Origin of the sequence: Bacillus sp. ES1-5 (genome assembly GCF_022487605.1) — a bacterium.
GTDB lineage: Bacteria > Bacillota > Bacilli > Bacillales > Bacillaceae_G > Bacillus_A > Bacillus_A wiedmannii.
This window is the reverse complement of record NZ_JAKVPU010000001.1, coordinates 747,305-770,148: the sequence shown is the minus strand read 5'-3', so window position 1 is coordinate 770,148 and position 22,844 is coordinate 747,305. Positions and strand designations below refer to the sequence as shown.

The 22,844-nt window shown below is 33.9% G+C and carries 21 protein-coding genes and 1 other annotated feature; of the genes, 18 read left to right on the top strand and 3 right to left on the bottom strand.

The features are described from left to right. Nucleotides 1–22: 22 nt before the first annotated feature. The 12 genes from MKO96_RS03995 to MKO96_RS03940 all read left to right on the top strand — a co-directional run bounded on the left by MKO96_RS03995 (nt 23) and on the right by MKO96_RS03940 (nt 15,204). Nucleotides 23–2,740 carry a hypothetical protein gene (locus tag MKO96_RS03995; protein WP_240586746.1) on the top strand — a complete coding sequence of 906 codons (2,718 nt, stop codon included), beginning with the start codon at nt 23–25 and terminating at the stop codon, nt 2,738–2,740. 164 nt (nt 2,741–2,904) lie between these two features. Next, complete coding sequence (locus MKO96_RS03990) at nt 2,905–3,660, top strand: DUF975 family protein (RefSeq protein ID WP_240586745.1); 756 nt, start codon at nt 2,905–2,907, stop codon at nt 3,658–3,660. A gap of 33 nt (nt 3,661–3,693) precedes the next feature. After that, on the top strand, nt 3,694–4,131 hold the full coding sequence (locus MKO96_RS03985; protein ID WP_071708777.1) for an SseB family protein: 438 nt from the start codon (nt 3,694–3,696) through the stop codon (nt 4,129–4,131). 56 nt (nt 4,132–4,187) lie between these two features. Continuing rightward, complete coding sequence (locus MKO96_RS03980; protein WP_240586744.1) at nt 4,188–5,690, top strand: WXG100 family type VII secretion target; 1,503 nt, start codon at nt 4,188–4,190, stop codon at nt 5,688–5,690. A gap of 14 nt (nt 5,691–5,704) precedes the next feature. Further along, the gene (locus MKO96_RS03975) at nt 5,705–6,172 is read left to right on the top strand and encodes a DUF2004 domain-containing protein (RefSeq protein WP_048552315.1); all 468 of its coding nucleotides are present in this window, start codon (nt 5,705–5,707) and stop codon (nt 6,170–6,172) included. 499 nt (nt 6,173–6,671) lie between these two features. Beyond that, nucleotides 6,672–7,856, top strand: a complete 1,185-nt coding sequence (locus MKO96_RS03970) for a glycerate kinase family protein (protein WP_240586743.1) — start codon at nt 6,672–6,674, stop codon at nt 7,854–7,856. After that, nucleotides 7,853–9,283 carry an SLC13 family permease gene (locus tag MKO96_RS03965; protein ID WP_240586742.1) on the top strand — a complete coding sequence of 477 codons (1,431 nt, stop codon included), beginning with the start codon at nt 7,853–7,855 and terminating at the stop codon, nt 9,281–9,283. The genes MKO96_RS03970 and MKO96_RS03965 overlap by 4 nt, the downstream gene beginning before the upstream one ends. A gap of 133 nt (nt 9,284–9,416) precedes the next feature. Beyond that, on the top strand, nt 9,417–10,100 hold the full coding sequence (locus tag MKO96_RS03960) for a response regulator transcription factor (RefSeq protein WP_076537349.1): 684 nt from the start codon (nt 9,417–9,419) through the stop codon (nt 10,098–10,100). A 3-nt stretch (nt 10,101–10,103) separates the two neighbouring features. Further along, a complete protein-coding gene (locus MKO96_RS03955) occupies nt 10,104–11,462 on the top strand; it encodes a HAMP domain-containing sensor histidine kinase (protein ID WP_240586741.1) in 1,359 nt (452 codons plus the stop codon). A gap of 18 nt (nt 11,463–11,480) precedes the next feature. Continuing rightward, nucleotides 11,481–12,440: a PepSY domain-containing protein gene (locus MKO96_RS03950; RefSeq protein WP_240586740.1), complete on the top strand. Its 960-nt coding sequence runs from the start codon at nt 11,481–11,483 to the stop codon at nt 12,438–12,440. 107 nt (nt 12,441–12,547) lie between these two features. Next, nucleotides 12,548–12,795: a binding site (T-box leader), on the top strand. Between the two features lie 116 nt (nt 12,796–12,911). After that, nucleotides 12,912–14,252 carry a sodium-dependent transporter gene (locus MKO96_RS03945; RefSeq protein WP_076537359.1) on the top strand — a complete coding sequence of 447 codons (1,341 nt, stop codon included), beginning with the start codon at nt 12,912–12,914 and terminating at the stop codon, nt 14,250–14,252. Between the two features lie 37 nt (nt 14,253–14,289). Next, nucleotides 14,290–15,204 (top strand): alpha/beta fold hydrolase, encoded by a 915-nt coding sequence (locus MKO96_RS03940; RefSeq protein WP_240586739.1) that lies wholly within the window; start codon nt 14,290–14,292, stop codon nt 15,202–15,204. Nucleotides 15,205–15,240: 36 nt separating this feature from the next. On the opposite strand, the gene MKO96_RS03935 is transcribed toward MKO96_RS03940, so the two are convergent. Together MKO96_RS03935 and MKO96_RS03930 are read right to left on the bottom strand one after the other, a co-directional pair. Beyond that, entirely contained in the window at nt 15,241–15,816 is a 576-nt protein-coding gene (locus MKO96_RS03935) for a nucleotidyltransferase family protein (RefSeq protein ID WP_240586738.1), read from the bottom strand. 31 nt (nt 15,817–15,847) lie between these two features. Further along, nucleotides 15,848–16,645, bottom strand: a complete 798-nt coding sequence (locus MKO96_RS03930) for a lipid II flippase Amj family protein (RefSeq protein WP_087980964.1) — start codon at nt 16,643–16,645, stop codon at nt 15,848–15,850. 192 nt (nt 16,646–16,837) lie between these two features. Between MKO96_RS03930 and MKO96_RS03925 the strand changes: the two genes are divergently transcribed. The 6 genes from MKO96_RS03925 to MKO96_RS03900 all read left to right on the top strand — a co-directional run bounded on the left by MKO96_RS03925 (nt 16,838) and on the right by MKO96_RS03900 (nt 22,253). Further along, nucleotides 16,838–17,503 (top strand): HAD family hydrolase, encoded by a 666-nt coding sequence (locus tag MKO96_RS03925; RefSeq protein WP_240586737.1) that lies wholly within the window; start codon nt 16,838–16,840, stop codon nt 17,501–17,503. Nucleotides 17,504–17,708: 205 nt separating this feature from the next. Beyond that, nucleotides 17,709–19,154: a GntP family permease gene (locus tag MKO96_RS03920; protein ID WP_240586736.1), complete on the top strand. Its 1,446-nt coding sequence runs from the start codon at nt 17,709–17,711 to the stop codon at nt 19,152–19,154. Between the two features lie 52 nt (nt 19,155–19,206). Continuing rightward, nucleotides 19,207–20,409: an alcohol dehydrogenase EutG gene (gene eutG / locus MKO96_RS03915; RefSeq protein WP_240586735.1), complete on the top strand. Its 1,203-nt coding sequence runs from the start codon at nt 19,207–19,209 to the stop codon at nt 20,407–20,409. A 147-nt stretch (nt 20,410–20,556) separates the two neighbouring features. Continuing rightward, nucleotides 20,557–21,255 (top strand): aspartate/glutamate racemase family protein, encoded by a 699-nt coding sequence (locus MKO96_RS03910; RefSeq protein ID WP_240586734.1) that lies wholly within the window; start codon nt 20,557–20,559, stop codon nt 21,253–21,255. A gap of 87 nt (nt 21,256–21,342) precedes the next feature. Next, nucleotides 21,343–21,816, top strand: a complete 474-nt coding sequence (locus MKO96_RS03905; protein ID WP_240586733.1) for an SAM-dependent methyltransferase — start codon at nt 21,343–21,345, stop codon at nt 21,814–21,816. After that, a complete protein-coding gene (locus MKO96_RS03900; protein ID WP_073518498.1) occupies nt 21,813–22,253 on the top strand; it encodes a GNAT family N-acetyltransferase in 441 nt (146 codons plus the stop codon). Before MKO96_RS03905 ends, MKO96_RS03900 begins: the two co-directional genes overlap by 4 nt. A gap of 57 nt (nt 22,254–22,310) precedes the next feature. Here the strand turns inward: MKO96_RS03900 and MKO96_RS03895 are convergent, their stop codons facing one another. Further along, nucleotides 22,311–22,838, bottom strand: coding sequence for an HAD-IIIA family hydrolase (locus tag MKO96_RS03895; RefSeq protein ID WP_240586732.1), 528 nt, complete (start codon nt 22,836–22,838; stop codon nt 22,311–22,313). Nucleotides 22,839–22,844: the final 6 nt, after the last annotated feature.

Below are 22,844 nucleotides of genomic sequence, written 5' to 3'. Positions count from 1 at the left end.
GATAGGAAAAGGGGAAAAGGACATGGAGGAAAACAATAATAACTTAGGGAAAAAAGTCGCTATATCAGTAATGTCAGTAGCTTTACTAGGAACGTCAGGATATCTTGTGTATGACAAAGGCTTTAGGACAGCAGGAAAAGAACCAGTAAAACTAGCAAGTAATACAGAAGAGAAAAAAGATGATCGTATTACAGGAGGGAATTTACAGTCTATGTTCCCAAATTTAGTTGCTGATCCTACAAAAAAAGATGAAAAACCAGGTGAAAAACCAACTATTAATTTAGCAGACTTAATTGGAAATAATAAATCTCCAATTACGCCAGTAACGTATAAACCAGATGAAGTATCGGTGGAAAAGAAAGATCCACAAATCAAATTATCGGATGCACCAACTCCACAAAAACTAGATTTACCAACTAATATGGTTGGACCTGTGGCGGAACCGACGGGAAATTTGCCTGAACCGGGAAAAGAGAATGATAATAAACAACAACTTAATGGACAAGAAGGAGATGGGAAAAAGCCAGATCCAAATCCAGAGCCAAACCCAAATCCAAAACCAGAACCAAATCCGGGTCCAAAACCAGAACCAAATCCGGGTCCAAATCCAGAACCAAATCCGGGTCCAAATCCAGAACCAAATCCGGGTCCAAAACCAGATCCAAAACCAGATCCAAAACCAGATCCAAAGCCAGATCCAGAACCAACACACCCAACAATTACAGTATCACCAAAAACGGGAGATATTTTAGTTGAGTGGTACGCTGGAAATGGAAAATACTACTCATCTGTCTTCTTTAATGATTTTTATACGAGTCAAAAAGAACTGGATGAAAATGCATTAAATAATTTAACAAACTACTATAGCAAAAAAGAAGACTGGACGCTCGTTAGCCAATTGAATACACCATCAAAATCAAAATCAATAGCTGAACATAAGCTAGCATTAGATAATGTAGAACAAATTCTTACAAGTGGTGAATATTCAAATGAGAGAGCACTATTCTATTTACGTAATCAAATGAATGTACTAAATGAATCGGTTACCACTCAAGAAGAGCTACAAAGATATTTAAGTGAAAATAAGAAGGATTATATTAAATCTGTAGCAGAAAAAGTTTATCAAACAGCAACAGAAGAAAAAAGAGAGTGGTCAAATACAGGGGATGTAGCATCTTTAGAACAAGCGTTAAGTAAATTTTATTTAGTTACATCAGTATTTGAAAGTGTGGATCCTACATTAGTAGAAAAAGCGAATCAAGATGTAGAAGATATTTTCAACAAGCTATTACAAGAAGAATTAAAGAACCTTAATATCCAAACATCAGTAGTGCTGTCTGCAACTGAAACGAAAAAAAATGCAAGCCAAGTAAAAGAAGATACTGAAAGTAATGAAGCAAATGCAGTTACAAAAGAAAAGGTAAGTGAAAATGAGGCAACAAGTACAACAACTGAGAAAAACCAAAAAGATGAAAAGACTGAAGGTGCCAAAAATAACGAGAAAACAAGTAATATCGATTCAAGTACTCAAAAAGCACAAGTAAAATCTGAACCATTTAGTCAAGAAATCGAGCAAATAGAAACATATTTAAATCCAGCGAATCCTCAATATGAAAATGCTTTACTATTAGCAAATCAGTATATTGACGGTGCAACAGGAGAACAAAAAGAAAAATTAGAAAAGCAATTTAGTGCGGCTGTAGAGGGACTTCGTGGACAAATTAAAGATTCTAATTTCAAAGTGGAAGATGCTATAAATAAAGCGAATTTATTAGCAAATACAGAAAGAGTAGAAAAATCTATTCAAGATGAATCTCATCAGTTATTAATGCCGCTAATGTTTGAAAGAAAAGCAAACGATGCTGCAAATAATGGAGAATATTATACAGCGGTATTAAATATTGCAAATGCAATTCGTACAAAGCACCCATTGGAGCGGTCAAGAGAAGAAATGGTTAATTATGCGAATAAATTATGGACAGATACAGAAAATGAATGGAATAAAATGAATGGAACGACAGGATGGCAAAGTGAAGTAGGTAAAACATTATTACCATCATATACATTACTTGCACAGTTAAAAGATATTGATAAAACGATTGGCCAAATTAGTGGTATGAATATGATTGATAATGCATCAAAAAAAATGGAGGGAATTCAACTTGTGCAATTAGCAGGTGATGAAGCAAATAAAGAAGGACAAACGAGCCTTTATAATGCTTTACATTATTATGGTCAAGCAGCTTCACGCGGTGTTGTTGACAAAACAGGATTTTCTAATGTTGCTGGTCTTGTAATTAAAGAAGCAAAACAGTTAGAAAAAACGCAATATAAATCAGCTTTAAACAATTATCAAATTTTATATAAAACGCCAGGTATTGAAGAGCTAGGAATTAAAGATGGGGTAAAAGCGGCAATTGAGTATTTGAGTACATTTGAAGCTGCAAAGGTAAGCGGGAATAAAGATACGATTGAAGATTTAGCTTCAGCAATTGAATTAACTTACCACTCTATGGAACTAGGATATCCAGAAGCAGATGCAAAAGAATGGATGAATACGGTAGCTCTAAAAATGTTTAATAAAGGTGCAGGATATATGTCCGCAACTGATACGAATAATGCATATAAATGTTTTGAATTTTTAAGTCGTGATAAATATGCAAATGCTATTAATGGAGAAATAACGAAACAAGCAAAAGAGAATGTAGAAAAAATTAAAGCTATGAACGTTAAAAAATAATTGGATTTAACATTCGCCATCTTACTTTGCGTAAGATGGCGAAATTATTCCGCATAAGGAGTAAATATTAATGAGTTTAGTAGAAATTTGAATTATACTAAACTCATTAATTATTCATCATAGTCACGCTATTTGCAATGGTGAATTTGAAAGGTGGAAAAAAGATGATTAGCAATTTAAAAAGGGAAGCATTGTCCTCATTGAAAGGCCAGTGGGGATTAGGAGTAGGTTCAACGTTTCTTAATTACCTCATTCCCGTAGCCAGTATGTATATCATTGGAATAGTAGTATTTCTAATTTTTGGTTTGTTTATAGACGTTATAGGACCCGAGAACTTTGTATATTATGCATACGGCGAACCTCAAATTAATTTTGGATTTATTTTATCTCAAATTATTGTATGGGCTATTATTTTTATTCTTTATATTGTTGTACAAAGTGTTATGAGTTACGGCTATAATACAATCACATTACGTTTAGCGAAAAATGAATCTACTACAATAGGTGATTTATTTGCTGGTTTCAATTCAAATAATATATTTAGAGCTATGAAACTAGGTATCTTACAAACAATATTTATTAGCTTATGGAGTCTTTTGTTCATTGTTCCAGGTATTATTAAATTTTTCTCTTATTCTATGGCTTACTACATTATGTTAGAGGATCCAGAATGTACAGCAAGTGAAGCCATTAAAAAAAGTAAAATGATGATGAAAGGACATAAGTTAGATTTATTTATCACTTGGTTAAGTTTCATTGGTTGGTTTATTTTAGGTTCATTGGTGGGAATGTTTACACTAAATCTCCCATACCTTTGGATTTCGCCATATTACACTACTACAGTATCACATTTCTACTTAAATCTAGTGAATAGAACTAATGATTCAAAAGAAGTACCAGTAATCAATATTCAAAAATAACGAATTTAAATTTCGCATAAGGAGTGAAGTTCAATGAGTTTACTAGAAATTTGTCCATTAGATGAGGCGTTAGTGGAGGCTTTACAGAATGAAGAAAAAAGAGTTCGTTTTTATGAGATATTACAGAAATCAAATTTGTACGTTGTTGCTTCGGTAGAGGGCGATACAACTGTAGATGAAGAAGGAAATTTGATTTCAACTGAAAATACACAATTGCAAATTCATTATTTTGAAATGGAAGAAGGATTAATGTTACCACTGTATTCTGATTTGAAACATTTAGAAATGGTTATTCCAGAAGAATGTCCGTATGTCTCTATGAATGCAGTTGAATTATTAAAGACGATAGATTTAGAGGCAAATGTAATATTAAACCCAGGAACAAAATTTCAAAAATTATTTGTAAAGGAAGAAATTGAAGCGATTTGTGATAACAGTATTTTTGATGTTTTTTCTAAAGGGAATAAGTAAAAATTGATGCAGTTCTATTTCTTTTTGGTATAAAATAGAGGAAGGTGGGAGAAGGTTTGGAGATTAAGGTCAAACCTGAACAACTCGAACAAATTGCCAAAAACATATCAGAGATGCAAACACACAGCCAGACCATACAACAAAATCTCAATCAATCTATGTTTAGTATTCAAATGCAATGGCAAGGAGCAACGAGTCAGCATTTTTATGGGGAATATATGAGATCAATGAGACTCATGGAATCTTACATACGTAACTTACAAGTTACAGAAAAAGAATTACGGCGTATCGCTCAAAAGTTTCGTCAAGCTGATGAAGAATATCAAAAGAAACAAAATGAAAAATTGAAAGAAGCCCATAAAAAAGAAAAGAAAAATGAAAAATCATGGTGGGAAAAGGGAATAGAAGGAGCAGCTGAATTCATCGGAGTAAATGATGCAATTCGTGCAGTTACCGGTAAAGACCCTATTACAGGAAAAGAATTATCATCAAAAGAAAGACTCATCGCCGCAGGATGGACGCTCCTAAACTTTGTTCCTGTTGGAAAAGTGGCAAGTCTTGCTGGAAAAGGAATAAAGTATGTCGCTTCTAGCTTTGGGAAGACGATTGTAAAAGCAGGAAAAAAACTAGGCGAAGGCGTAACAATGGTAGCTGGAAAAGCTGGAAAAGCAGCTGTCGATGGCATAAAAACAGCCAGCCACAAAGTAAAAGAGGGTGTAAACTTTGTAGCCTCCACAGCAAAAGGATTTGCCGATAAAATCGGAAGTCTATGGAACAAAGGTGCCACAACCGTAAAAACAACCTTCTTACAGGGGAATGAAAAGATCCAGCACGCAGTAAAAACATTACTGGAGTACAAATGGATCCCAGGTGAGGGAAAAGGCTTCGCCATGGCTGGAGTAGGAAATGTCTCAGGGGGAGGACAGCATTCTCTGAAAGAGGCTTATCAGTATATGGAGAGTAAGGTTGTTAAGGGTACGGGTAATAGAGAGGCTGAAGTTCCACCTGCTTTTAGACAAACTGATTTTGCTAGTTCTTATGAAGCAAGGTATAATCAGACACCTTCACCAATTAATTCGAAGGTTGAATTTGAAGGAATCAGAGGAGAATCTTTAAGTACGCTTAAACCACCACCAGACCCTAAATTGAAACGTATATTAGATGAAGCTGGCATTAAAGGTATTCAATATAAAAACGGAGTTCCTGATTTTTCACCAGTATCAAAGGCTCAAATTGAAATTGACTATATGCTTGGAGGAAAAGGAAATTATGGTACAAAGGCTAGGACATACAATTTTGCTCAAGCAGACCAAAAGTTAGCAGATAAGCTAAATGACTCAGTTGAACTAGCTCGCCAATTTGGAATGGAACCTGGTGGGATTACCGCGAAAGACATAGACAAATATCGAACAAAAAATCAATTAACATGGCATGAAGTAAATGATGTGAAAATAATGCAACTTGTACCGACAGAGATAAATAAAAGATTTGGGCATCTTGGTGGAGTAGGTGAGATAAACGCAGGGGCGTTTGAGCCAGGAGGATTTGCTAAAAAATAAAAAGGAGAAGTAAGATGAAAATAAATGATGCGGTTTTTGGTGAGCTTGAATATGATTTTGTGTGGTCTAAGGATACTAGCATTAACTTTTTGGGAAATGAAGTCGAGATAGCACTAATAGTAAAAGGTGATGAGGATGGTAAGTTTGATGAAGAACAATATGTAGCATATACTTCACTCATGCAAAATTGGGAACAATTACAACAAAGCTTTTTGCAATCAATATTAGACTATTACAAACAAGAGCGTCAGGAACTAGGTTATGATATTGAAGTAAATGAAAAATATCCATTAGTTGAAACAACTAATGAAATATTAGAAATGATAAGTTTAGATGGGATTGTTGTTCCCTATGCAGGTATTTTTGACGGTCGGGATATTGGAATTACATTTAATTGTACATGGGATACAGAAAATGGGCTAGGGATTCGTTTGCTAAATGAAAAAGTAACTGAAGTAGGTTATCAAGACGTTGCAATTTAAAATAGGCTGTTAAAAAGTACATACTTCATGATGGTTGTACCATCATAGAGTGTTATGTGCAATGATAGAATAGAAAATAAAGTACGAGCTTAGGCGAGATGACATTTTACCGGGCGATAAATATAAACACATGGAATGTATATTAAACTAACGAACTCGTACAAACTCGTAAATTTTAACGTAGTAGTTATCATGATATAAAAAAGTTTTCTTACTGTTACTACAAAACTTACAAAATATAAATTTAAAGCAATCGCTTGCTGAGTGCAAGAAACGCGAAATCGTACAAGTATTGTCCCGTAATAGAGAAATAAAATTGAATAAAGAGTAAAGGAATGTATCCGTTGCGCTATTCAATAGTGCAACGGATTTTTTGGTTCGTAAAATTCAGCACTTTCTCATCAATTTTTAATGTAAGCTTAATTGTGCTCTCTTTTTTCACCTTTAATATGAGCCTTAGAAGCGAAAGAGATATACAAGGTGAAGGGAGAAATAATACATGCGTATTTTAGTTGTACCATCAGGATTTAAAGAAAGTTTAGGGGCGAAGGAAGCTGCTGATATAATGAAAGAAGGGATTTTAAAAGTCATGCCGTTAGCTACTGTAGAGACTTTACCAATGGTGGATGGTGGGGAAGGTTTTACAGAGGCAATTATAAATATTACTGGTGGAAAAATGTATGAAGTAGAAGTAACGGGACCTGTAGAAGAAAAGATACAATCTTATTTTGGTGTTTTTGAAACGAGAAATGGTGAGCGTACAGCTGTTATTGAAATGGCTGCTGCAGCAGGGTTACGCCTTGTACCGAGAAATTTACGTGATCCTAGAAAAACGACTACTCATGGTGTTGGGCAGTTAATAGAATTAGCTTTAAATAAAGGGGTAGATCGTATATTAATAGGGTGTGGTGATTCAGGAACATCTGATGGCGGAGCTGGTATGGCTGAAGCGTTGGGTGTAAAGTTTTTAAATGAAGATGGAAAGGAAATACAAATTCAAGGTGGAACCTCTTTATTACAAGTTTCAAACATAGATACATCACAAGTAGATCCTAGATTAAGGCATGTTCAAATCGATGTTGCCTGTAATTGGTTTAATCAATTATGCGGCGAACAGGGGGTAGCGCGAGTGTTCGGTCCGCAAAAAGGTGCTAACGAAGCACAAGTAATAGAACTAGAAAAAGCACTGGAGCGCTATGCTTCTGTTATAAAAAAAGATATAGGTATAGATGTACATCATACGCCAGGTAGTGGTGCATCTGGCGGACTTGGTGCTGGACTGCAAGCTTTAATTGGTGCAACGCTTCATCCGAGATACGATATTATTATGAAGTATATGGATTTAAATAAACTATTGCTAGCGTGTGATCTTGTATTTACTGCGGAAGGAAGTATAGATTTTCAAACACCACGTGGAAAAATTCCAGCTGAGGTGGCTAAATGTGCAAAAAAATATGGATTACCAGTAATCGCATTAGTTGGGACAGTCGGTAAAGGTGCACGTATTAATTACGATTATGGAATTGATGCATATACAAGTATATTACCAATGCCATCTTCATTAGAAAATGCATTTTCTAATGCGGAGAAATGGCTTCGTGATTGTACAGAGAGTACGATGCGTACAGTTTTAGTCGGTTATCAAATCGCTTCTCGGTTGAATAACAGTGGGTACGTATCATGATTGAAAAAAATGTAGTGGGATTATATGTGAACAGTACTGATCATCTGAAAACTAAGCCATCTTGGATTCTGCCCATAGCACTTATATTAATAGTAGAAATAGTTCTTTTGCTTCCATCTTCATTAACGATGGAAGCAAAATGGAGTTTGTTTGGATTTTGCTGTGCAATTATATTATGGACAACAACAACGATAAATTCGGCCTATATCGCACTTGGCTCTGTCTTATTTCTAATTATTTCAGGCACAGCAAAGCAAGATCTTTTATTCGATTCGTTAGCTTCAGATGTTATTTGGCTTATGATCGGTTCTTTTATTTTAGGAAGGGCACTTCAAGTTACCGGTTTAGCTGAGAAAATGACGTACTTTGTTGTAAATCGTGCTCGGAATATAGCCGGTTTGTGCGGGATTTTGACAATGATTATTCAAATACTCGCTTTTTTTATTCCATCAACATCTGGACGCGCAGCGGTTGTATTACCTGTTTTTCAAGCTATATCAAAAGAAATTGGGAGTAGAAGAATTACGAAAGCATTAGCAATTTTAATGCCTACTGTTATTTTAGTTTCAACAAGTTCTACAATTATTGGTGCAGGTTCCCATTTAATTGCCCTAGATATGTTAAAGGAATTTAATAATAAGGATATTACATTTGTAGAGTGGTTAATATGGGGATTTCCATTTGGATTCATAATGAGTTTTATAAGTTGTCGTGTAATATTATTTTTATTTTTAGACAAAGAGGAAGTAAAAACAAAACTGAAACAGAAAAAAGTTAAGTTTGAATTATCGCGAAATGAAAAGTATACAATCAGTATTTTAATAGCGATGGTAGCTTTTTGGTTAACAGAGTCGTTTCACGGTTTGGAAATTGCAACTGTAACGATAATCGGAGTGTTTTTATTAACTTTACCAAAACTGGGTGTGATGCAGTGGAAAGAAAGTTTAAAAGGTGTCTCGTGGAACTTAATTTTATTTGTTGGGGCAGCAATTGCATTAGGGAAATCATTAATGGAGAGTGGTGCGGCGCAATGGATTATGCAGAAGTTATTTTTAGTAACAGAACTAATTAATAAGCAATCCATTTTCATCGTGTTACTCGTTATTGTTATTCTTTCAGTCACATCACATTTATATATTACATCTCACACAACGAGAGCGGTAATTTTTATTCCGCCATTACTATATTTTGCAAGTAGTCTACAGCTTAATGAAGTAGCTGTACTATTTTTAGGCATTGTTGGCATGAATTATTGTTTAACCTTTCCAGTCAGTTCTAAAGCATTACTTTTATTTCAAGAAAGTGATAGAGAAACTTTTCAGCCACAAGATTTATTAAAGTTAAGTAGCTATTTAAGTGTTATGTATATGTTTGTAATGGTTGTATTTTACTATGCATATTGGCAGTGGGTTGGATTGTCTCTCTAAAAATCAGGAATATAATTCATTCCTGATTTTTTCATTAAGTCGAAAAGAATATTGGGTATTATTTCTTTTGGAGGAAAGTATTACTTGTTATACTGAAATGGTATGAAAAGATTATATAATGTGGGAGGCTTTTATGGGAGAAAGGATTTTAATTGTTGAGGATGAAGAAAAAATTGCGCGTGTCGTGCAGTTAGAATTAGAGTTTGAAGGATATGAAAGTGAGATTGCTAAAACAGGAACAGAGGCAATGGAAAAGTTTCAAGCTGGTAAATGGGATTTAATTTTACTTGATGTAATGCTTCCAAATATAAGTGGGTTAGAAGTACTTCGAAGGATACGTTTGAAAAATGCTGTAATACCTATTATTTTATTAACTGCTCGTGACTCAGTTGTTGATAAAGTAAGTGGCTTAGATCAAGGAGCAAGTGATTATATTACAAAGCCATTTCAAATAGAAGAACTTTTAGCGAGAATTCGTGCATGTTTAAGAATTTCAAACGTAAGAAAAGAAGAGGGAAATAGTAGTTATCAAATTGCAGATTTATATTTAGACGAGAAAACACGAGAAGTGAAAAGAGGGAATCATTTAGTGGAATTAACACCACGTGAGTTTGATTTATTACTATTTTTAATGAAGCATGAAAATCAAGTGTTAAATCGAGAACAGATCGTAACGAATGTTTGGGGATTTGATTATTATGGTGATACAAATGTTGTCGATGTGTATATTCGATATTTACGTAAAAAAGTAGATTGTAATGTGGACGTACCACTTATTCACACTGTTAGAGGTGTTGGGTATGTCTTAAAGGTGTAGTATATGAAAATTAAAAATAAAATATATTTATTCTCTACCGTATGGTTACTACTTATTTTGTTACTTATTAATAGTTCTATATACTTCTTGTTTTATAAAGTTACAACGAACGGAGAGTTAGAACGATTAAAACGTGAGGCAGTACATATTATAGAAGGAATGAATGCGGAATCAGCAAAAGAAATAGACGCAGTAAATCTACTACAACCGTACTTACCTTCAAACGGTATGATTAGAGTTATTAATGAAAATTCAAAGGTAATGATTAGACAAGAAGTGGATAGTACAAAACCAATCCCAGCAGTAAATACGAAATTTGAAAGAAAAGAATCGGCGGGAATTTATGAGAAGAATGGTGGGAAATTCGCTTATATAAAAATACCAATTATTTGGAATGATGGGAAAATCGTTTCATTAGAAATGACAGAACGTTTAGATAGTTTGCAAGAGAATTTAAATATGTTAAAAAATGTATTAGTTATTGCATCACTTTTCGTTTTAATTCCGTCTTTTTTTGCGGGGAGAATGTTAAGTAAACTCATTTTAAAACCTGTAAACTCTTTAATACAAACAATGGAGCATATACAAGATAGAGGGATATTCAAGAAAATACCGCTTGAAAAAAAATCAAAAGATGAATTGCATAAAATGGGAACGACATTTAATAAAATGATAGATTTATTACATCAAAACTTTGAAAAACAACAGCAGTTCGTTTCAGATGCTTCACATGAATTGAGAACACCGTTAACAGTTATTGAAAGTTATGCAAAATTATTAAAAAGATGGGGAATGAAAAAACAAGATGTTTTAGAGGAATCTGTAGAAGCGATATACTCCGAGGCAGTAAGAATGAAAGGCATGACAAATCAAATGTTATTACTTGCCAACAGTAGTGCAGAGTGGAAGTTGGAAACGAAAGAATCAGATGTAGTTCGATTATGCAAGTTGACTGCGGAACAATTAGAAAAAACATATAATCGGGATTTTCGTGTTATTACAGAGGAAGAAAAGATTGTTGTAAATATTGATGAACAAAAAATAAAACAAGTATTAGTAGTATTATTGGATAACGCAATGAAATACAGTAAAGATTCAATCGATTTGATAGTAGGAATACAAAAGGAAAGAGTCTTTTTTTCTATTCAAGATTACGGTATGGGAATTCCTAAGGAGGATATACAGAAAGTGTTTGATCGCTTTTTTCGAGTTGATAAAGCGAGGAGTAGGGAAACAGGAGGAACAGGTCTAGGATTGTCGATTGCGAAACAAATTATTGATGCTCATGAAGGAAATATACAACTGGAAAGTGAAGAGGGAGAATGGACGAAAGTTACCGTATATTTGCCTCGTTTTTTATAAAGAGATAGGAGTTTGAAAATGAAAAAGAAATGGAAGGTTGCATTGTTACTTTGTTTTGTGCTTGTAAGTGTAGCTTTTGTATCACAACGTATTGTTTCTAAGCAAGGAGAAAAAATATTATCCGAAAAACAAATTCAGAATATTGTGTTTGAACAGTATCCTGGAAAAATAAAAAATATGAAATTAGTAAACAAAGGGGAACAAGATGTATATAAGGTAAACCTTTTAAATGAAAAAGGCTCATATGAAATAATAGTAGATGCTCAAAGTGGTAACATAAAACGTGCAAAAGAAATATCATTAAAAAGTAATACAATAACGAAAGAAAAAGCGGAAGAAATGGCACTTCAGAAAGTACAGGGGATCATTAAACAAACTATATTAGAAAAAAGAAATGGGATAGAAGTATTTGTAATAACGGTAGAAACAAATGCTACTCAAAGTACAATAGTTGAGATCGAAAAAAACACAGGGAAAATTCAATTGTTACAGAAACAAACGACAACTGTTACAGAGCAGCAAGCAAAAGAGATTGCAGTGCAGCAAGTACAAGGGAATGTGAAAGGGATAAGACTAGAGAAAAAGAACGAAAAAAATGTATATGTAATAGAGATAGAGAAAAGTGCAAATGAGAATGTAATGGTAGAAATTGAAGAAGCGACGGGTGCTTTTATTGGTACTTCACAAATACAAAAAGTCGTTACAGAAGAGCAGGCGAAAGAAGTTGCATTACAAAAAGTACCAGGCGGTTTTATCGAGAAGGTAAGTGTAGTAAATATAAATGGTACGTCTACCTACCAAATTATAATAAAAAAACAAACAGAAACGGTTGATGTAAGAGTACATACAATAACAGGTGAAGTCATGTCTACTACAGCGGTAAATAATGCTATTCAGCAAAAGGAGTCATCTCAACAACAAGATGACGATGATCAAGAAGAAGGTACTGATGATCACGGTGATGATGACGAAGGATAATGAAAAATAAAAGAGGTTTCTCATTAAATTTTCATATAGCCCTTGACAGTTATAAATATAACCGATATACTTCATATTAATTTCAAAAGAAAATATATTCTAAATATTAAAATGTGTTGAATAGGAGTAGTAAGGTCGTATATTTGTACAGAGAGCTATGGGTTGGTGTGACATAGTCAAATGACATCCTGAACTCGCCTAGGAGCAGTAAGGTGGAACGGAATCACATTCTTAGTAAATCTTAACGGTTAACCTTCGATATTAGGTTTGTAATCAAACGATTATACTAAGGTGGATTCATAATGGAATCAATAAGGGTGGTACCGCGTTAAGTAAATGGCTTAGCGTCTCTTTATATAGAGACGTTGAGCCATTTTTTTATTTTATGGAAATAGAAATGGAGGGTTTATTCGGATTGGTTTATAAAATTTAATTATTTATATAAATTAATTTAACTAGGAGGAAAATAAGATGAAACAGACGGAGCAATGGACTTCGAAATTAGGTTTTATAATGGCTGCAGCAGGATCAGCAATTGGACTTGGCGCAATATGGAAGTTTCCTTATATCGCTGGGAAGAGTGGGGGAGGAGCATTCTTTTTAATCTTTATATTATTTACTGTATTAATTGGACTACCACTACTTATAGCTGAATTTATGATTGGACGCAGTACGCAGAAACAAGCAGTTGGAGCATTTAAAAGTATCGCACCTAATACAGGATGGCACTGGATTGGACGCCTTGGCGTTGGAACTTGTTTTATACTACTTTCGTTTTATAGTGTTGTAGGTGGATGGGTGTTAATTTATTTATTCAGAGGAGTAACGGGACAACTTATTACTCCGGGACAAAATTATGGAGCATTATTTACTGAAACAATTGGAAATCCCGCTTGGGCGATTATGGGACATTTCGCTTTTATGTTCATTACGATTTGGGTTGTATCAAAGGGTGTACAAAATGGAATTGAAAAAGCAAGTAAATATATGTTGCCAGCATTGTTCGTTTTATTTGTTGCTCTTATTATTCGTTCATTAACACTTGATAATGCAATACAAGGTGTGAAGTTTTTCTTACAACCAGACTTCTCAAAGATTACTTCAGAAAGTATTTTATTCGCGATGGGACAATCATTTTTTGCGATTAGTATCGGGATTTCGATTATGGTTACCTATAGCTCGTATTTAAATAAAAAAGAAAGTTTACCAAAATCAGCAGTTACAATTGTTGGATTGAATTTATTTGTTTCATTATTTGCAGGTCTTGCTATCTTTCCGGCCGTATTTTCATTAGGAATGGAGCCGACAGAAGGGCCTGGATTACTATTTATCGTATTACCATCTGTATTTAGTCAAATTCCATTCGGTGGGTTGTTCTTAACAGTATTTCTTGCACTATTTACATTTGCAACATTAACATCGGCATTTTCTCTACTAGAGACAGTTGTTTCAGCATTAGCAAATGGTGACCAAGAAAAGAGAACGAAATTATCATGGATAATCGGTTTCGGCATTTTCTTAGTAGGTATACCATCCGCGTTATCATTTGGAATATGGAGTGATATTACGATTTTTGGAAAGAATATTTTTGATGCAGTAGACTTCTTATCTAGTAATATATTAATGCCACTTGGAGCACTATTTATTAGTATTTTCGTTTCATTCAAAATGGAAAAGAAGGTGCTAGAAGCAGAGTTTTTTGTAGGTGGAAATTATGGGAAGAAAGTATTTACTTGTTGGGCGTTTTTACTTCGATTTGTAGCGCCACTTGCAATAATTATCGTCTTTTTAAATGTAATAGGGATTATTTAATCTAAGGTGTTATAATATTCAGTAAAAAAAGAAGGTGATGATTATAAAGGCGAATTTGATGGGAACAGGGAAATACATGAACATTAGAGGGAAAAAGCTATACGTTGAAACGTATGGAAATCTTAAAAATAAACCAGTCCTATACTTGCATGGTGGACCAGGAGAAAGTTGCTATGATTTTTCATTTCATCAAGCGGAACGTTTAAAAGATTCTTTATATGTAATAATGATAGATCAAAGAGGTGTTTGTCGCTCAGAAGCAATTACTGAGGACGAAGCTTTTGGATTAAATGATTTGATTGAAGACTGTGAGGAACTAAAAAAAGTATTACAAATTGAGAAATGGTCTGTCATTGGACATTCTTTCGGTGGATATGTAGCATTGTTATATGCGTCGATATATCCAAGTTCAATAGAGAAAATCATATTTGAAGCGCCAACTTTCGATTTTGCATTAACAAGTAGAGCTTTGTTACAAAAGACAGGGCATTTATTAAAAAAGTATGGAAAAGAAGAAGTAGCAGAAGAGTCCATCGCTTATTCATCTAGCAATGCTACTTCAGAAGAGTTGCTAGAAGCTTATATAAGACTAAGCAATGAATTAGAAGAAAATAGAATGGAGATTTACAATTATAAGGAAGATGTGACAGACGAGAGTTTGTATAATGATGAAGAGTGGGAAGTATTTTCAAATCGCTCCAAAATTCATTTTGATAGATTAAAAGTAGAAGGAGCAGTTCATACTCCATTATTACAAAAAATAAAAGATATACAAAATCCAATGTTATTAATTGTAGGAAAACACGATGCAGTAACGTGTGAAAAACAAATTGAAATATTTAATAAAGATGCTCAAAATGGAGATTGTATTGTATTCGAAGAGAGTGGTCATACACCGCATTATGAGGAAGCAGATAGATTTGCAGAAAAAGTCATTCATTTTTTGAAATGAAGAAAAGGGTGCTTCTATAAATGAGAAGCACCCTTTCTAAATTTCTGGATATGTGATTGTTATGTTTGGCCATTTACTTTGCCAATTCTTTTTAATAACTCTGTTTTTGTACATATATATACGTTCTTTTGTTTCAAGAAAATGAGCTGTTGGCCTCACTTGTAAGGAAAGAACATCTTCAATACCACATGGGGCTGTTAATATGACGTTGTTTAGTTCGTCAAGCGTAACTCCTAAAGCGGTCGCTGTTTCAGGAAACCTAGAAATAGCATCAACGGAAGAAGAGTACGGTGGCATATTATTCACTACATGCATACGAGCTTGATTTTTTACCGACCAAGGTATAGAAGCATCCATATTTACCAGTGCTTTCTCTAGTGATTGCTCATAAACCTCATCTGTATGTAATTGATCAAAATAAATGACATCAATATCTGGTGTAGCCGTTCGTATTTCGTAGTCATGTAAAGTATCCCAAACTTTAGAGCGAACAAATCCGGCGCAAATCCACCAATCTGGTAGCTCTAGTGATTTTGCCATTTGTAATATATCCATCATCCATTCGTCGTTTTCTATTAAGTGAATTACATCTTGCTCTGTTTGTATAGTCATTTGTTATCCCACCTACTATTTTTATAGAGGACTAATTCATCAGTTTAATAATCCAAGTGATCCAGTAAGCACCTGGTATGAATAACAGTTGTGCTAATAACGTACCAAAAAGTCTAGAAATCATTAGCCAACCATACATTTTACTCATTGCTTCTGCACCTTCTTCTGATTGAAGAGCTCGCTCTGTTAAAAGAGCGATACGTGGATCGAGCAGCACTGTTAATAAAATAGTAGCAAAACCATTAATAAGGCCAGAAGCTGTAGTAGCTTTTGTTGCGTAAGCTGGAAGTAAAAAAGAAGCATATAGGGCTGAAAGAACACCAGCTGTATAAATTGCAGTAGCAAACATATTAATAAGCATAATACGTTTTGGAATACCACCGATACGCAGTCTATGAATCATTTCTAGCTTTGGAAAGCGTACATATTTTTTGGTGTACTTTAATTTTTGGATGTTATTCGTTTTCATCATTCGAATGAAAGAACCGTCTGTTTCAAAGTTTTGAATGACGTATCCAAATAATTTGGTCAAAGTTGGATACAGTATAATCGCAAGTAAAGTACCGACAGAGGCGGATAATAGAACGAGCCGTATAGTATGTTCTAAATTAATGGAAGCGTCTCGTTTTGCCTCATCGACAATCCCACCGATTAAAAAGGCTTGTAGCATGTTAGATGTTCTTGATATAAGTAACACCATGCCTACGACAGACAAAGCAACAGCAATTCTCTTTAAACGTACTCCAGCTAATCGAATACTATAAGAGCTTGTTTCAACCGCGTGAATAACAATTGTGAAAATCATTATAACAATTAAGGTAATTGACATTAGATTCACCAGTTTCTATTAAAATAATTGTAACTTTTTTACTTTATCATATGTATTCCATTTTGTAACTGAACGTATGTGACATAGAAGGAATAATTTTTTGAAAAGATAAATAATGGTAATATAGTAAAAGGTAGGCATGAAAAAGTCTTCTATATAATATGTAAAGTAAATAGGAGTGGGGGATTAAATTTGTACACAATATTTCTATTTGACTTAGATGGAACATTGACGGATCCGAAAGAAGGAATTGTACATTCAGTATTGTATGCATTAAAAAAGGTTGGCATTGAAGAATTACATATAAGCGAGTTAGATTCATTTATCGGTCCTCCCATTCAGCAATCATTTATAGAAAGATATAATATGAGTGAAGGAGAAGTTGAACGAGCTGTTTTTTATTTCAGAGAGTACTTAAAACAACGTGGATTGTTAGAAAATAATGTATACGAGGGTATTCCAAGTCTTTTAAAACAATTAAAAGATACCGGAAATCGTTTGTTTATAGCAACTTCAAAACCTACTGTATTTGCAAAACAAGTACTAGATCATTTTCAACTAACGAATTATTTCGAAAGTATCATTGGAAGTAATTTAGATGGTACAAGAATAACGAAGGAAGAAATCATTGCTCATATTTTACAAACAAATGAAGAATTTAGTAAAGAAGACATTGTTATGATTGGAGATAGAAAGCACGATATAATCGGTGCGAATCATAATGAGATTGCTTCAATTGGTGTTTTATACGGTTATGGTAGTAAAACAGAATTGACTGAAGTTGGTGCGACTCATATAGTAAATGATGTAAAAGAACTACATCATTTTTGTGTAGACAATAGTTTGATTAAGAAGTAAATATAGAGACTAACAATCCCTTTATAACGTATGATGATGAAATCATTTATGTTTAAAGGGATTTTTCATATGTAATCGAATATGTATAATTAGACATTTTTAGCATGAAAAATTTGTATGAATAAGAGGAGGGATGTCAGAATCAAAAGATTAGTAGAAGTTTATTTATAAAAGTTTGAATTTTCTGTTTAAAGGAGGGGTATAATTGGAGCTAGTTATTATATTATTAGCACTTAGTTTACTAATGTTTGTAGCATATAGAGGGTTTTCTGTTATTTTATTTGCACCGATTTTTGCATTATTTGCGGTATTTTTGACAGAACCTAGTTTTGTATTACCTTTCTTTTCGAATATCTTTATGGAGAAAATGGTAGGTTTTATTAAACTATATTTTCCTGTATTTTTACTTGGGGCAATATTTGGAAAAGTAGTAGAAATGTCAGGAATTGCAGACTCGATTGCAAAGACAATTATAGAGTTAGTTGGTGAAAAACGTACGATTTTAGCGATTGTATTAATGGGTGCTATCTTAACGTATAGTGGCGTTAGTGTGTACGTAGTAGTGTTTGCTGTATATCCGTTCGCAGCTAAGCTGTTTCGACAAGCGAATATTCCGAAGCGTTTAATCCCTGGAACGATTGTACTTGGAGCGGTCACATTTACAATGGATGCGCTACCTGGATCACCACAAATTCAAAACGTAATACCTACAACATTTTTTAAAACGGACATTTATGCTGCACCAATACTTGGTATTGTAGGGGCAATTTTTGTACTGACGTTAGGATTACTATATTTAGAGAGTAGACGTAAGAAGGCAAAGGCGGCAGGAGAAGGGTATTTTGGTTTTAACGATGGGGATACTGAAATGGCAGCTTCTTTGCAAGTGCAAGTAGAACAAAAAGATATGCCATTACTGAAAAACATTGAAATTACAAGAGTTCAGCAAGTGATTGCTTTTATACCACTTATTTTAGTAGGTGTAATGAATAAAGTTTTTACTATTATGATACCGAAGTGGTATCCGAATGGTTTTGATTTTTCTGAAATTGGCATGAAAGCATTTGGAAAAGTAGAATTAAGTGCAGTAGTTGGAATTTGGTCAGTAGAATTAGCACTTATTATAGGTATTGTAACAACGTTATTATTATATTGGAAACGAGTAGTAACAGGATTTCAAGCTGGATTGAATACAAGTATTGGTGGAGCGTTACTTGCAACGATGAATACAGGAGCTGAGTTTGGATTCGGTGGTGTCATTGCAGCACTTCCAGGATTCGCGATTATGAGAGATGGTATTTCTGCCACATTCACAAATCCTCTAGTGAATGGAGCAGTAACGACAAATATTTTAGCCGGTATTACAGGCTCTGCATCAGGAGGAATGGGAATTGTTTTAAGTGCGATGGGAGATAAGTTTATTGCAGCGGCCAATCAATTTGATATTCCATTAGAAGTAATGCACCGTATCGTGTCAATGGCATCGGGAGGAATGGATACATTACCACATAACGGAGCTATTATTACTATTCTTACAGTAACAGGTTTAACACATAAACAGTCATATAAAGATATATTTGCTATTACAATTTTGAAAACGGTTGCTGTATTTTTAGTAATTGCATTCTATACTGCAACAGGAATTTATTAAGTCGATATTTTATAAACGAAAACATTAATTAGGGTAAGAAGGGGTGGGGTACTTGCAAGAAGTTGCTGAGTTTCGTATGCCGAAGTCCGTATTATATGGAAGAAATTCGCTAGAAAAGCTGGGGGAACAATCTAAGAAGTTGGGGAAAAGAGCGTTTATAGTTACGGATACAATTATGGAGAATTTAGGATATGTTGAGAGGTGTATACAACAATTAAATACGAAAGGTATTACTGTTATTACATATAATAAAGTAAATGCTGAGCCTACAAATATACACGTGTTAGAAGCGTTAACTATTTGTAAAGAAGGAAAGTGTGATTTTATTATTGGTATTGGTGGTGGAAGTTGTATTGATGCAGCGAAAGCAGTTGCGGTGTTATATACAAATGGTGGAGAAGTGGAAGATTATGTCCAAAAAGATATGGAAATAGACAAAGATCCGCTACCATTAATTGCAATCCCAACAACTTCTGGTACTGGATCGGAAGTAACAAGTGTAGCAGTAATTACGAATAAACGAACAGATGTAAAAATGATGATGAAGCATCCAAATTTCACACCGCAAGTAGCGATTATTGACCCAATTTTAACGCGTTCCGTACCACCTCATATTACAGCAGCAACAGGGATAGATGCATTATGTCATGCAGTCGAAGCATATATTTCTAAAGTTTCACAATCACTTACCGATGTGCTTGCACTTTCCGCAATTGAAAGTATTATGAAATATTTACGTATTGCATATGAAGATGGAGAGAATATGGAGGCAAGAGAAGCGATGATGATTGCTTCCTTACAAGCTGGAATTGCATTTTCAAATGCATCTGTTACGTTAGTTCATGGAATGTCTCGGCCAGTAGGGGCAATGTTTCATGTACCACATGGAATATCAAATGCGATACTATTACCTACAGTTTTAGAATATACAAAAATTAGTGCAGTAAAAAGACTAGCGGAAATTGGACGTTGTTTAAATAAAGATTTGTATTCCTATCGTGATGAAGAAGTAGCCGACTACACGCTGAGGGAAATTAAAAAACTTTGTTTTGATCTTCGTATTCCAAATTTAAAAAAATATGGAATTGGTGAGGTTGAATTTGAAAAAGCTATTTCTAAAATGGCATCAGATGCAATTGAAAGTGGAAGTCCAGCAAATAATCCACGTGTGCCATCATATGATGAAATTAAACAGTTGTATCGAGAATGTTTTCATTATCAATATGAAGATTCTATAAAAACATTCGATAATTAATTTCAGAATATTCTTATAAAATTTCCTTGGAAATAGTTAAAACAAGACTTTATATTATAAACGTAAAGTCTTGTTTTATTGTGTATAATATACATAATAAAATGTTATGATTAGTTTTAAAAAACAGTATAAGGTGGTTGGTGTGTAATGAAAACAATAGGTTTAATTGGTGGTATGAGTTGGGAATCAACTTCTGAATATTATCGAATCATAAATGAAGAAATAAAAGAGAGATTGGGAGGGTTACATTCAGCAAAATGTATGATTAATAGTGTGGACTTTGAAGAGATTGAGCGATTCCAGTCTAACGGGAATTGGAATGGAGCGGGAGAAATATTAGGGAATGCAGCATATTCGTTACAGAGGGGAGGAGCAGATTTTATAATTATTTGTACAAATACAATGCATAAAGTAGTTGAGAAAATAAAGGAGAATATTCATATTCCAGTCTTACATATCGCTGATGCAACTGCGAAAGAAATTAAAAGGAAAGATATTCATAGGGTTGGTTTGCTTGGAACTAAATATACAATGGAGCAAGATTTTTATAAGTTACGCATAGAAGAGAATCATATAAAAGTAATGGTTCCATCAGAAAAGAATAGAGATAAGATAAATGAAGTAATATATAAAGAATTGTGTTTAGGAAAGATAACATCCCAATCTAGAGAGTATTATAAAAGAGTTATAGAAGAGCTAGTACAAGAAGGGGCACAAGGAATCATATTAGGTTGTACAGAAATAGGGTTATTAATAAAACAGGAAGACATATCCATTCCGATATTCGACACAACTTATATACATGCAGTTGAAGCAGTTAATTTCGCTTTACAAAATAGATTATAATTATATTATGTCACCTAGTTCAAGTTTGTGGAAAACATTCAGAAAATATTTTATAATGTAAGTGGTTACAATTGAGGGGGAATGCGTATGTTTTCAGTTCAACCAATCGCATTTGTACATAATGAAAGAAAGGAAATAAAAGATGATGAGTGGGGAGAAGTAAGATCTTATATTACTTTAACTGAAATATATACAGAGGAAAGTATACAAGGGATTGAAGATTTTTCTCATATTGAAGTTGTTTTTTATTTTCATAAAGTAACTGATGAACAAATTCAATATGTTGCTAGACATCCTAGAAATAATAATGATTATCCTAAAGTAGGCATTTTTGCACAGCGCGGGAAAAATCGTCCGAATCGCATAGGAACCACAATTGTAAAGGTGATCAAAAGAGAAGGTAAATCAATTATTGTTGAGGGGTTAGATGCCATTGATGGCACCCCTATATTGGATATAAAGCCGATAATGAAAGAGTTTATGCCGAAAGAAGAAATTGTACAGCCTAAATGGGCAACGGATATAATGAGACAGTATTGGAAGGGGAATGGAGTAAAATGAGAATATATGAGGCAACAATTGCAGATTTAGATGGACTAGCATCAGTTTTTAATAATTATCGTATGTTTTATAGACAAGATTCCGATATAGAAGGAGCAAAAGTATTTTTGCGAAATCGAATCGAGAGAAAAGAATCTGTTATTTTCGTAGCAGTTGAAGACGGTGAATATATTGGATTCACACAATTATATCCATCATTTTCTTCCATTTCGATGAAAGAATTATGGATATTAAATGATCTGTTTGTACAAGCAACTAAGCGCGGGGCAGGAACAGGTAAAAAATTACTAGAAGCTGCTAAAGAATTTGCCTTAGAAAATGGTGCAAAAGGTGTAAAATTACAAACAGAGATTGATAATTTATCAGCACAGCGATTATATGCTGAAAATGGCTATTTGAGAGATAATCGTTATTTCCATTATGAATTAACATTTTAAAAAAATATAAAATTCAAAGAGACGTTTTCATTGTGAAAACGTCTCTTTGAATTTGTATTATAGTTGATTTAAAACCCAATTTGTAGCATCTTCAAAGTTTTCTGCAATGTAGTTTGGCTCAATATGTGCCCATTTGTCTCGGTACGTATGTAAAGCATCATATCCAGCGCCTGTTCGAACTAATATCGTGGTCGCATGTACAGTTGCTCCTGCAACGATATCAGTCCAGCGATCACCAATTACAGCGCATTTTGTTAAATTAAGTCCATGTTTTTCGGCTGCTTGTAGCAGCATACCTGTATTGGGTTTACGACATTCACAACCATCATCGTGTTTGTGAGGACATACGTAAATATCATCAAAGCCGAACCCTTTTAATTCTTGTGCAAAATCAGCAACAGTCGCTATCCCGTCTGCGATACCTGGCTGGTTTGTGAAAGAGAAAATTTTTATATCTTGAGCTTTTAGTTTTTGCAGAGCTGCTTTTGTAAAAGGAAATAATGTAAAAGAACCTGGATAATGTATTGTAGTGTCACCACCAATTGTACCGTCACGATCAATAAAAATAGCTTCGATGTTTGTCATAGTTTT